Genomic DNA, 12,920 nt, shown 5'->3' on the forward strand with positions numbered 1-12,920 from the left:
GTATTTCGCCTTCCCACCTCAATGAGAATTTTTCACCTGGCCGCTAGCAGGCGCATCGACGAGCGCACGGCTTTTAACCCGTAATCAAACGCTTGACGCGACAAAGGCGGCAAAGGGCGAATTTATGACGCGAAAGGCTGTATTCCCGACGCTTAAGCTGCTAAAATCCCGCGCCATCACAACGTAACAAGCGCTGGCGTACAAACGGCGCTTATTTGCACAAATCCATTGACAAAAGAAGGCTAAAAGGGCATATTCCTCGGCCTTTGAATTGTCCTCGATAGAATATATTTGGGAGTTGGACCTTGGCTAATATCAAATCAGCTAAGAAACGCGCCGTACAGTCTGAGAAGCGCCGCAAGCACAATGCAAGCCGTCGCTCCATGATGCGTACTTTCATCAAGAAAGTGTATGCGGCCATCGCCACTGGCGATAAAGAAGCTGCGCAGAAAGCATTTAATGACATGCAACCGATCGTGGACCGTCAGGCCAGCAAAGGTCTGATCCACAAAAACAAAGCTGCTCGTCATAAATCCAATCTGACTGCGCAGATCAACGCGATGCAGTAATCACGTTTACGTGATGAATCGCTAAAGAAACCGGCTCAGGCCGGTTTTTTTGTGCCCGTCAAACAGAGTACAAACACCGTTATTCACAAAACAGGGAAGAGAAATCTTCGTTGCAGACGCGTTGCACCGCCGGGTGTTGAATCATGCGTTCGGCAAAAATAACGTAATACTCATCCTGAATATTGTCGATGCGACCAATCTCTACAATCTCGCCTTGCGCCACCATTTCATCGGCATGCAGCGATGGCGCGACAAAAATCGCATCGTGACTCATTCCGAAAGCGGTCATCAATGCTGCATCATCGAACTCGCCCATGATATCCACTAACAGATTCTGCTCACTAAACCAATTGAGCAGCTTGCGCCCCAGCATGGTACGGCGGGCAGGAATTAATAGCTTACTTTGCGACAGGCAAGCGGGGAAAGGCGCATCCGGCCCCGGGCGGCGGCTATAAAAACTCACCCCGCACTCACCCAGTTTGCGGGAAAATAGCCCGGCCTGCTGGCCGGAATCTACCGGGCAATCAGACAAAATCATATCCAGCTTGTGCTGGCTTAACTGTTCAATCAGCAACTCATGGGTGGATTCGAAGCAGCGCAGGTGAATCGGCATTTGTTCATTCACCACCGTTTCCAACACCCGACTTACCAGTCGTTTCGACAAGGCATCCGCCACGCCGACGTCAAACAGCAGGCTGGACTCCTTGCGGTAATTCACGATATCCAGCATCTCCTGACTCAAGGCAAACATCTTGTCCGCATAGCGAAATACCAGTTGCCCCAGTTCTGTTGGCTCCAGCCCACGGCCTTTACGCTTGAACAACTTTCCCTGTAGTCGCTCTTCCAGTAGTTTTATTTGCCCGGTAATCGTTTGTGGCGTCAGAAATAGCCGTTCGGCGGCGGCAGCCACCGAACCGGTCTTACACACTTGCCAGAAATAGTAGAGATGATTGAAGTTAATATGCGACATAGGCCCGCGTCCCTTCATTCATGCATAGTTCATTCATACCGAGTTAGCGCTGTGCCGCAGGCAACACCGCACGCAATGTCAGGTAGCCCAATACCGCCGTGGTCAGCGACGTCAGCAAAATCGCCAGCTTGGCATACAGAATATCCTGTGCCGACACATCGCCAAACGCCAGTAACGTAATGAAGATAGACATGGTGAACCCAATGCCGCACAACACCGATACCGCCATCACCTGACGAAAATCCACGCCAGCCGGTAACCGGCCAAGCCCAAGGCGGATCACCAGCCAGCTAAATAACGACACACCAATCGGCTTGCCCACCAGTAATCCGCTGGCGATACCCAACGTTAATGGTGATAACAAGTGCTGGAACTCAACACCCTGCAACGAAATACCGGCATTAGCGAAAGCAAACAGCGGGATCACCAAAAAGGCAATCCAACTCGCCAGCCCATGCTCCAGCGTACTGGCAGGTGAAGGATGCCCCGCCGGAACACGCAGGGGAATAAAGAATCCCACAATCACCCCGGCAAGCGTAGCATGCACGCCAGATTTCAGAATACATACCCACAGCACGATGCCAACCAACAGATAGGCCGAGGTTTTCATCACCTGCTGGTGATTCATGTACGCCAGAACCGCGATGGCGGCCAGTGCGCCTGACAGCGCCAGCCAATGCAACTGCTGTGTATAGAACAAGGCAATGATGACGATAGCCCCCAGGTCGTCAATGATCGCCAGCGCCAGCAGAAATACTTTTAACCCGGTTGGCACTCGTTTACCCAACAGCACCAGGATACCGACCGCGAAAGCGATATCCGTCGCCGTCGGAATCGCCCAGCCGGAGCGAGTTTCTACTTCAGTGGCGTTGAACAGCAGGAAAAACAGCGCGGGCACCAGCATCCCACCAAATGCCGCCACCACCGGCAGTATGGCCTGACGTCGACTCGCCAGCGCACCGACGACCAATTCACGCTTCACCTCCAGCCCTACCTGCAGGAAAAACAGCGCCATCAAACCGTCATTGATCCACAACAGCAGCGGTTTGTTGATATCCAGTGCGCCAATCCCCAGTACAACCGGTATATCCAGAAAGGCGTGATACCACGATAGTGTGGCGGGGATATTGGCAACCAGTAACGCCAACAGCGTGGCGATAATCAAAATCATACCGGCAGCCGCTTCCAGGCCGGTCAAATAGCGAAATAGCTTTATCATTTTTGTCTCCCTTACCCCATCGACGGGCATCACGGCCCGATAATGAGATGCAAGGTTAAGCTACAGTACTCATCGTTAAAAGCAGTTTTAAACTGGATTATTACTCGAATAAACCGAACAGTTAGACGATATCGGTAAAAAAGCCAGCCGGGTTACCCTGGCTGGCTTTTATTAAGACGGGCGGAGAATCGACTTAGCGAGTCAAATCATCAAAGAATTTTTTCACACCGTCGAAGAAACTTTTGGAACGTGGGCTGTTGCTTTCGCCAGTCGGCCCACCGAAACTTTCCTGCAATTCCTGCAACAGTTGTTTTTGACGATCGCTCAAGTTGACCGGGGTTTCTACCACCACCCGGCACAGCAGGTCGCCCTGAACGCCGCCGCGAACAGATTTCACACCTTTACCACGCATACGGAACAGTTTACCGGTTTGCGTTTCCGCTGGTACTTTCAGCATCACACGACCGTCGAGCGTCGGCACTTCGATTTCGCCCCCCAGCGCCGCCATCGCAAAGTTAATCGGTACTTCGCAATAGAGGTTATTGTCTTCACGCTGGAAGATCGGGTGTTCACGCACTTGCACCTGAACATACAAATCGCCTGCTGGCGCGCCAAATTCTCCCGCTTCCCCTTCACCTGCCAGGCGGATGCGGTCACCAGTATCGACCCCTGCCGGGATCTTGACCGATAGTGTTTTGCTCTTCTCGACGCGGCCATGACCGTGGCACTTCGTGCAAGGATCTTTGATGATTTTCCCGCGCCCATGACAGTGCGGACACGTCTGCTGCACCGTAAAGAAGCCCTGACGCATTTGCACCTGTCCGTTGCCGTGGCACGTCGGGCACGTGACCGCATTGCTGCCCGGTTTAGCGCCGCTGCCATGGCACACGTCACACTCCTGCAGCGTCGGGATACGGATCTCTTTCGTAACGCCGCGCACCGCTTCTTCCAGCGTCAGCTCCATGGTGTAACGTAAATCAGAGCCGCGACTTGCACGCTGACGACGTCCGCCGCCAAAGATATCGCCGAATACATCACCAAAAATGTCGCCGAAATCAGCGCCGCCGAAACCACCGGCACCGCCGCCACCCATGCCACCTTGCTCAAACGCGGCATGTCCATACTGATCGTAGGCGGCGCGTTTCTGAGCATCGGTCAAAATCTCATAGGCTTCTTTGACTTCCTTGAACTTGGCTTCAGCCTCTTTATCACCCGGATTGCGGTCCGGATGATATTTCATCGCCAGCCGTTTATAAGCCTTTTTGATGTCGCGTTCATCAGCGTCTTTCGCAACACCCAGAATTTCGTAGTAGTCTTGCTTCGCCATTCTTTTTTCCTGCCCTCAACATGCGTGCACGGGCGCAGAGTTTCCCCGACGCCCGTGCTGGTTGCCAGCAACAGTATGAGCTACCGCTACTGCGCCCGCTTAAGGGCGATTATTTCTTGTCTTTGACTTCTTCGAACTCGGCGTCGACCACATCGTCATCCTGACGGGCTGCATTGTCAGCGCCCGCCGCACCGGCCTGAGCCTGTTGCTGCTGAGCCGCTTCCAGCAGTTTGGTCGATGCTTCCGCCAGTTTCTGGATTTTCGCGTCGATATCCGCTTTATCTTCACCTTTCAGCGCAGTTTCCAGCGCTTTCAGTGCTTCTTCAATAGCGGTCTTGTCAGCGGCAGCCAGCTTGTCGCCGGTTTCTTCCAGTTGCTTACGGGTGCTATGCAGCAGGTGGTCACCCTGGTTGCGTGCCTGTACCAGTTCTTCAAACTTACGGTCCGCTTCGGCGTTAGCTTCGGCATCACGTACCATCTTCTGAATTTCGTCCTCATTCAGGCCCGAAGAGGCTTTGATGGTGATGTTCTGCTCACGGCCACTGTTCTTGTCTTTAGCCGATACATGCAGGATACCGTCGGCGTCGATGTCGAACGTCACTTCAATCTGCGGCATACCGCGCGGTGCCGGCTGGATACCGTCCAGGTTGAACTGGCCCAGCGACTTGTTATCATGAGCGCGCTTACGCTCACCCTGCAGTACATGGATAGTCACCGCAGACTGGTTGTCTTCCGCCGTTGAGAACACCTGACTGTGTTTGGTCGGAATGGTGGTGTTCTTGGTAATCAGCGGAGTCATCACGCCGCCCATGGTTTCGATACCCAGAGACAGCGGAGTCACGTCCAGCAGCAGCACGTCTTTTACGTCACCGGCCAGCACGCCACCCTGCACCGCAGCACCGATCGCCACAGCTTCATCCGGGTTAACATCTTTACGCGGCTCTTTTCCGAAGAAATCGGCCACTTTCTTCTGTACCAGCGGCATACGTGTCTGACCACCGACCAGGATCACGTCGTGGATTTCGGACACGGACAGGCCAGCATCCTGCAACGCCACTTTCAGCGGTTCCAGTGAACGGGTTACCAGGTCTTCAACCAGCGATTCCAGTTTGGCGCGAGTCACCTTGATATTCAGGTGTTTCGGACCGGTTGCGTCCGCCGTGATGTACGGCAGGTTAACGTCAGTCTGCTGAGCGGAAGACAGCTCAATCTTCGCTTTTTCTGCCGCTTCTTTCAGACGCTGCATCGCCAGCGGGTCGTTACGCAGGTCAAAGCCCTGCTCTTTTTTGAACTCGTCAACCAGATAGTTGATCATACGGCTATCGAAGTCTTCGCCACCCAGGTGGGTATCACCGTTGGTCGCCAGTACTTCAAAGGTTTTTTCGCCGTCCACGTCATCGATTTCGATAATGGAGATATCGAACGTACCACCACCCAGGTCATACACGGCGATAGTGCGGTTGCCAACACCTTTGTCCAGGCCGTATGCCAGCGCTGCGGCGGTCGGTTCGTTAATGATACGTTTTACTTCGAGGCCCGCGATACGGCCGGCGTCTTTGGTCGCCTGACGCTGAGCATCGTTAAAATAAGCCGGAACGGTAATGACGGCTTCGGTGATGGTTTCACCCAGATAATCTTCCGCCGTCTTTTTCATTTTCTTCAGCACTTCAGCGGAAATCTGCGGCGGAGCCAGTTTCTGGTCTTTAACTTCTACCCACGCGTCGCCGTTGTCAGCCGGGATAATTCTGTACGGCATGATGTTGGTGTCGCGCTGAACTTCTTCATCCTGGAAACGACGACCAATCAAACGTTTGATAGCAAACAGCGTATTTTTCGGGTTAGTCACCGCCTGACGTTTAGCCGGTTGGCCAACCAGAGTTTCACCATCTTGCGTATAAGCAATAATGGAAGGCGTGGTGCGATCACCTTCGCTGTTTTCCAGTACTTTGACCTGCGTACCGTCCATAATCGCTACACAAGAGTTGGTTGTACCCAAGTCGATACCAATAATCTTACCCATCTAAACATCTCCACTTAAAAGTCATATTCGGTGTGGTGGTTTAACCTACTATGCGGGCGAAATACTACTTTTCAACACCCCAAAATCGTCATTATCTTTTCAGTCAAACCGCTTCGATGACTCTAAGATGGGGACGACAATTCCGGCATCAAGGGGGAGTCACCAAAAAAAACTGCATCTTCCCCGTTTTTGATCAAATTATTCGCAACCTATCTGGTTGTATCGCCTATTGCCGCCCGCTATGATGCCGCGCTCGCCGCAGAAAAGGGATTAACCCGGCCTGACAGCGGGTAACGGCGGCAGGCCGTTCATCTCGAAAGGGTGTCCGCCGGGCAAACTTTGAGACACAACACCACATTGACCATTTTGTTATTGCTGAGGATGTATGCACGAGAAAACGTTGGCGAATCCGGGCCCATTGGGACTGATGGGCTTCGGGATGACCACCATTTTGTTAAACCTGCACAACGCAGGCTTTTTCCCACTGACTTCTATTATTCTGAGCATGGGCATCTTCTATGGCGGTATCGCCCAGATCCTGGCTGGCCTGCTGGAATATAAAAAAGGCAACACCTTTGGCGTCACTGCCTTTACGTCCTATGGCGCATTCTGGTTGACGCTGGTTGCTATCATCATGCTGCCGAAAATGGGCCTGGCGGAAGCGGCCGATGCACAGTTCCTGGGCGTATTCCTGGCACTGTGGGGCATCTTCACCCTGTTTATGTTCTTCGGCACACTGGGTGCCAACCGCGCGCTGCAATTCGTGTTCGCCAGCCTGACCGTACTGTTCGCCCTGCTGGCGATCGGTAACATCACCGGCAACCACGCGCTGCTGACCTTCGCCGGTTACGAAGGCATTATCTGTGGTGCCAGTGCCATCTACCTGGCAATGGCCGAAGTGCTCAACGAGCAGTATGGCCGTACCGTACTGCCGATTGGTGCTCGTGGCGCACACTGATAGAGCCGCGTGACACTCACTAGCAGGTAAAAAAAGAGGCGCATCTTGCGCCTCTTTTTTCGTTCACCTTTTTGCTCAGCAGTTATACGCTGGCAGGCGACGTCACCTGCTCGGCTTTCGATTCCACCTCACGGTGGGTCTGACTCTGCAGATAAACGCCCAGCATCAGCCCTAATGCACACAACGCCAGCACATAAAACGCCGGTGCCATCGGCGTCCATTTCATCAGCAACGTGACAAAAATTGGCGTCATACCACCAAAAATGGCGTACGCCACGTTGTAGGAAAAAGAAATACCGGAAAAGCGCACCGCTGCCGGGAATGCGCGCACCATCACGTATGGCACAGCGCCCACTACCCCAACGCTCAATCCCGCCAGCGCATAGCTGATAAACAACACGCCATGGCTCATGGCCGCATGGGAATAAAAGAACCAACTGCATACGGCAAACAGCAGGCTACCAATAATAAAGGTGCGACCGACGCCAATCCTGTCCGATGCCAGCCCGGCAATAATGCACCCCACCATCAGCATAATGGTGGCCAGACTATTGGCCTGCAGTGTCAACGCCGCTGGAATACCGTGCAATTTCTGCAAATACACCGGTGCCATCAGTATCACCACCACAATGCCCGCTGATAACAGCCAGGTTAGCAACATACTGACCACTATCGCCTTCTTGTGGCGAAAGACGACAGTTTTGAGCGGCAGTTCATCCGCCAGCGCCTTATGCGCCTGCATCTCGCGGAAAATCGGCGTTTCCTGTAACCAGCGGCGCAGGTACAAAGCAATCAACCCAAAAATCCCACCGATAAAGAACGGGATACGCCAGCCACCGGCAACAATCTGCCCTGGTTGCAGTAAGGTATTGAGCACAGTGGCGACCATCGAACCAAACAGAATGCCGAGCGTCAGCCCAGCGGTCAGTGTGCCGCAGGCAATACCGATACGGGACCGGGGAACATGTTCCGCCACAAACACCCACGCGCCCGGCACTTCACCGCCAATCGCCGCCCCTTGCAGCACCCGCATCAACAATAACAGTAGCGGGGCCGCGATACCGATGGAGGCGTACGTCGGCAGCATCCCCATACCCAGCGTCGGCAACGCCATCAGCAGGATACTCAGGCTGAACATTTTTTTGCGACCAACACGATCGCCAAAGTGCGCCATCACGATGCCGCCTAGCGGGCGCGCCAGATAGCCAGCAGCAAAGATGCCAAAGGTCTGTACCTGTCGCAGCCATTCGGGAATATCCGACGGGAAAAACAGATCACCAATAACAGCGGCGAAAAAGACGAAGATGATGAAGTCGTAAAACTCCAGCGCGCCGCCCAGTGCCGCCAACGAGAGGGTTTGATAATCGTGTCGATTCAATCGACGATGCTGCTCACCAGCCATAAATCACCGCGCAATGCCAGTACGATAAGAAAATAATTTTATATTATCGTGTAAATAAAAAATTACTATAGCGGCAAAATTTTGACACACCAACATCGAGCAGCAATTATTGATTCAATACGTCAACTTCAGCTTTTTATATCGCGTATCGCACTCTTAGGACGAAAAGCAACTACCACGTCAGGATTGGTTTCGATATAAGGCCCTTCCAGCAGTTGGATGCAGTAGGGAACACTGGCAAAAATACCCGGCACGATAACCTGCCCCGTTGCATCCTTCAGGCCAGACAAGGTTTCACGAATAGATTTCGGCTGTCCCGGTAAATTGAGAATCAATGCCTGCTTGCGAATGACACCAACCTGACGCGACAAAATCGCAGTGGGCACAAAACGCAGGCTAATCTGGCGCATCTGTTCGCCGAACCCCGGCATTTCCCGATCGGCAACCGCCAGCGTGGCATCAGGCGTGACATCACGACGCGCCGGCCCGGTACCGCCCGTCGTCAGTACCAGATGACAACCACATTCGTCCACCAGCTCACACAGTGTTTGCTCGATTAGCGGTTGTTCATCCGGCACCAAACGGGTTTGCACATCAAAAGGGGTGCTCAGTGCTTCGCTCAGCCATGCCTGCAGAGCCGGAATGCCTTCATCCTGATAAACCCCGCTGGACGCGCGATCAGAAATGGATACCAAACCAACACATAGACTGTTCATAAGCACCTCTTGTTTATCCAAAAATTAGTTCTATCAGCCAGATTAATCATCCAATGCATTAAACCCATTCAAAAATCAGCTCACTAATGAGACAATGCTTGAGATCTGCGCGATGTCATCAACAACCGCGCCATGACCATGCACAATATCTAACGATTCAACGAGTTAATGCTCAACTATCGATTAATATTTTTGACCATAATAATAATTAAGAGTCTACCCCAGCTTGCATGATTATCGCAGTCAGATTGCACAGGGAGAGTACGCGTAAATCATCACGTGAATAACGGCTACACTGATTCCGGGCTCCGGAAATGAGCGTAGCGCCTCACCGAGGCTGATTTTGCAAGTAATATCAGGGCCGGACAATAGCGTACCACCGTGCAGTTCAGGAAAAGTGAATGAATGTTATTAAAAGTCACCTGGTAAGGTTGTTTGCCAATCCATTTTCCGCTTTTGTCTTGTTCGGCTTGTTCTCCGTTGCACTGACCAGCCTATTGTTGCTGAATTCCCGCCAAAAAGACTGGCAGGAAGAAAAACGTAGTTTCGACAATATAATCCGCCTGTACGATGCCAATAACATGGGTGGCGACGTCACTGAAAGTGATCAGTTCTACAAAGTCGGCAACTCGATGTTCTCTCGGGTGCGCATTATGGCGTTCAACACCCACGACACCCGCCACGAATGCATCAACCGCCTGTCGGAACTCAACCTGCCGCTTAATGATATGGCGATTATTCGGGTCTGCCAGAATATGCTGGCCTCAGCCGGTAATTCGCCGGAAAAAGATCAGTTTATTACCGTGATGCCCATCCTCTCGCCCACCGATAAACTGATCGGCGCACGCGTACGCATCACCACCTTGAGTAATGTGCCCGGCTTTATCAACATTCTTACCTCTTCTGCAGAAGTCGTCACGCTGGTTTGCATCAGCCTGCTGATTGCCATTATGGGTAGCCTGTTATCGCTGTTTACGAAGAAGTACCTGATAGAGCTTCCTGCCACCGCTCGTTACGACGATCTGACCGGTGTTTTGCGCCGGGACGCCTTTTACCAGTTGGCCAACCGTGCATTAAAAGTCGCCTATCAGGAGGATAAGCCGCTCTGCGCGATGCTGATTGATATCGACCATTTCAAGCAGGTGAACGACACATGGGGTCATGCCGCTGGCGATAAAACGCTCAAAACCATTGCCGACATTATTCGGCACTCGTTTCGTAACCGTGACATCATTTGCCGTCTGGGTGGCGATGAGTTTGCCGTTGTGCTGCCCGGCATCACGCTGGAAAACGCCATGCGTGTGGCAGAACGGGTCAGAGAAGGGATCCATGAATTCGGGTACAACGCCACCTCGGTAGCACCGGGAATTACCGTCAGCATTGGGCTGGTGGCCACAGAACTGCCCGATGAGAGGCTGGATGAAATTATCCGCCGTGCCGACGTTAATCTCTATCAGGCCAAACGGTCACGGAACTGTACTATCGCCACGCAGCCCGCACCGTCCCAACAGGACATGACAGAAACAACAACGGCCAGCGCCAGCTGACCGTTTTCGACACACACTCGGTATTCAACCCTACCGGTGTAAACCTTACTGCAAGCAAGTTGTTATAACAAATAAAGCCGTTATAACAGATAACGTCTTACAGCAGGTCGGCGATCATTTTTTCCAGTTTTTCCTGGTCTACCGCAAATTTACGGATACCGTCGGCCAGTTTATCCACCGCCATCGGATCCTGATTGTGCTGCCAGTAAAACTCAGACTCAGTCAGCTTAGCCGGACGCGCTTTCACTTCACCCTGATAAGCAAGTTTACGCACCACGTCGCCCTGGCTTTCCGCCAGTTCTTTAAGCAGTGCCGGGGCAATCGTCAGACGATCACAACCCGCCAGTTCCAGAATCTCGCCCACATTACGGAAGCTGGCTCCCATGACCACGGTTTCATAACCATGCGACTTATAGTACTCATAGATATCAGTCACGGAGACAACACCCGGGTCTTCGTGCGCAGCAAACTCTTTCTTGTCGCCGTTGGCTTTATACCAGTCCAGAATGCGGCCTACGAACGGAGAAATCAGGAACACACCGGCTTCTGCGCAGGCACGAGCCTGGGCAAACGAGAACAGCAGTGTCAGGTTGCAGTTAATGCCTTCTTTTTCCAACTGCTCAGCAGCGCGGATACCCTGCCAGGTGGAAGCCAGTTTGATCAGAATACGGTCGTTGCTGATACCGGCGTCGTTATACAGTTTGATCAGACGTTTTGCCTTGGCAACGCTGGCTTCGGTATCGTAAGAAAGACGGGCGTCAACTTCGGTAGAGATACGGCCCGGAATCAGCTTAAGAATTTCCAGACCGATATTGACGGCCAGTTTGTCAGTCGCATCAACAAGCTGCTGCTCGCGTTTGCTGCTCTGTGCGCGGGCCCAGACTACAGCGTCATCAATCAGCGCACGGTATTCCGGAATCTGCGCCGCATTCAAAATCAGGGAGGGGTTGGTAGTGGCGTCCTGCGGCTGGTAAAGCTTCATTGCCGCGATATCGCCGGTATCTGCCACTACGGTGGTGAATTGGCGTAGGGAAGTCAGTTTATCCGTCATGTTGGCCTTTCTCATTGTTTGTGCATGAACTGGTGGCAGGAACTGTCGCCAGAGCCTGATAATAACACGCGCCAAAGACCGCGCAAGCGGACCAGCGAAAAACCAGCCAAAAGAAAAAATAGGAAATTAAGATTAAAAATCAATAAAATAACTAACATTCATTTTTATTTATTCCTGTTTTTAACCAAAAATCGCGCGCTACACCACACACCGCCGATTTATCCTGCCTGTCGCAGCTATCGCCCCTTTTTTACCGACTTTTGCTACAGTAAGGCCTGCCAATACACCAACGGGATATGCTTATGCTCATCACCCTTTCACCTGCTAAAACGCTGGATTACACCAGCCCGCTGCCGACTCAACGCCATACGCAGCCTGCGCTGCTGGCGTACTCCCAGCAACTGATACAGCATTGCAAGCAATTGACCCCGGCGGATATCGCCTCGCTGATGAGCATCAGCGACAAACTGGCGGACCTGAATGCCGCTCGTTTTCAGGAATGGAGCCCGGAATTTTCGCTGGATAACGCGCGTCAGGCGCTGCTGGCCTTCAAAGGTGATGTCTATACCGGTCTGGCAGCGGAAGATTTCAGCGAGGCGGATTTTGATTTTGCCCAGCAGCATTTGCGCATACTGTCCGGCTTGTATGGCGTATTACGTCCATTGGACCTGATGCGGCCTTACCGTCTGGAAATGGGCATTCGGTTGAAAAACGACGTGGGCAACGACCTGTATCAGTTTTGGGGCGATACCATTACCGAAACGCTTAATCAGGCACTGGCCGAACAAAACGACGATGTCCTGATTAATCTGGCCTCAGACGAGTACTTCAAATCCGTCAAGCCAGCCAGACTCAAGGCACGGATTATCAAACCCGTCTTTTTGGATGAAAAGAACGGCAAGTTCAAGGTGATCAGTTTTTATGCCAAAAAGGCTCGCGGCCTGATGAGTCGCTTCATCATTCAAAATAGTCTTACACAACCGGAACAGCTAAAAGATTTTAACAGCGATGGCTATTACTTCGAGCCTGCCGACTCCTCGGCGGACGAACTCGTCTTCCGACGCCGTGAGCGCGATGCCTGAAAACATGAGCACAAGGTTTAGCGTGCTTTAAACAAAAACGACCGGAAGGTGGTTCCCCA

11 protein-coding genes are annotated in these 12,920 nt (G+C 52.5%); 4 read left to right on the top strand and 7 right to left on the bottom strand.

Translation table 11 applies throughout. The features are described from left to right. Positions 1-305 precede the first annotated feature (305 nt). On the top strand, positions 306-569 hold the full coding sequence (gene rpsT / locus DZE2538_RS16835; protein ID WP_012768310.1) for a 30S ribosomal protein S20: 264 nt from the start codon (positions 306-308) through the stop codon (positions 567-569). Positions 570-648: 79 nt separating this feature from the next. Here rpsT and nhaR read toward each other — a convergent pair whose 3' ends face one another. The 4 genes from nhaR to dnaK form a co-directional block, all read right to left on the bottom strand. After that, a complete protein-coding gene (gene nhaR, locus DZE2538_RS16840) occupies positions 649-1,539 on the bottom strand; it encodes a transcriptional activator NhaR (RefSeq protein WP_038914655.1) in 891 nt (296 codons plus the stop codon). A gap of 43 nt (positions 1,540-1,582) precedes the next feature. Continuing rightward, positions 1,583-2,758: a Na+/H+ antiporter NhaA gene (gene nhaA / locus DZE2538_RS16845; RefSeq protein WP_038916838.1), complete on the bottom strand. Its 1,176-nt coding sequence runs from the start codon at positions 2,756-2,758 to the stop codon at positions 1,583-1,585. A 193-nt stretch (positions 2,759-2,951) separates the two neighbouring features. Further along, on the bottom strand, positions 2,952-4,085 hold the full coding sequence (dnaJ, locus tag DZE2538_RS16850) for a molecular chaperone DnaJ (protein WP_012886222.1): 1,134 nt from the start codon (positions 4,083-4,085) through the stop codon (positions 2,952-2,954). Between the two features lie 109 nt (positions 4,086-4,194). Beyond that, entirely contained in the window at positions 4,195-6,105 is a 1,911-nt protein-coding gene (gene dnaK, locus DZE2538_RS16855) for a molecular chaperone DnaK (RefSeq protein ID WP_012886223.1), read from the bottom strand. Positions 6,106-6,490: 385 nt separating this feature from the next. Here dnaK and satP point away from each other — a divergent pair, with 385 nt between their 5' ends. Next, positions 6,491-7,063: an acetate uptake transporter gene (gene satP / locus DZE2538_RS16860; RefSeq protein WP_012886224.1), complete on the top strand. Its 573-nt coding sequence runs from the start codon at positions 6,491-6,493 to the stop codon at positions 7,061-7,063. 82 nt (positions 7,064-7,145) lie between these two features. On the opposite strand, the gene DZE2538_RS16865 is transcribed toward satP, so the two are convergent. Beyond that, positions 7,146-8,465: an MFS transporter gene (locus tag DZE2538_RS16865; RefSeq protein ID WP_038914656.1), complete on the bottom strand. Its 1,320-nt coding sequence runs from the start codon at positions 8,463-8,465 to the stop codon at positions 7,146-7,148. A 128-nt stretch (positions 8,466-8,593) separates the two neighbouring features. Continuing rightward, complete coding sequence (gene mog / locus DZE2538_RS16870) at positions 8,594-9,181, bottom strand: molybdopterin adenylyltransferase (RefSeq protein WP_019843343.1); 588 nt, start codon at positions 9,179-9,181, stop codon at positions 8,594-8,596. 401 nt (positions 9,182-9,582) lie between these two features. Here mog and DZE2538_RS16875 point away from each other — a divergent pair, with 401 nt between their 5' ends. Then, entirely contained in the window at positions 9,583-10,728 is a 1,146-nt protein-coding gene (locus DZE2538_RS16875; protein WP_038916839.1) for a GGDEF domain-containing protein, read from the top strand. 97 nt (positions 10,729-10,825) lie between these two features. On the opposite strand, the gene tal is transcribed toward DZE2538_RS16875, so the two are convergent. After that, positions 10,826-11,779 carry a transaldolase gene (gene tal / locus DZE2538_RS16880; RefSeq protein WP_038914657.1) on the bottom strand — a complete coding sequence of 318 codons (954 nt, stop codon included), beginning with the start codon at positions 11,777-11,779 and terminating at the stop codon, positions 10,826-10,828. 302 nt (positions 11,780-12,081) lie between these two features. On the opposite strand from tal, the gene yaaA reads away from it, so the two are divergent. Beyond that, on the top strand, positions 12,082-12,861 hold the full coding sequence (yaaA, locus tag DZE2538_RS16885; RefSeq protein WP_038916840.1) for a peroxide stress protein YaaA: 780 nt from the start codon (positions 12,082-12,084) through the stop codon (positions 12,859-12,861). The last annotated feature ends 59 nt before the right edge of the window (positions 12,862-12,920 follow it).

The organism is Dickeya zeae NCPPB 2538, from assembly GCF_000406165.1.
In the GTDB taxonomy this organism is placed as follows: Bacteria; Pseudomonadota; Gammaproteobacteria; order Enterobacterales; family Enterobacteriaceae; genus Dickeya; species Dickeya zeae.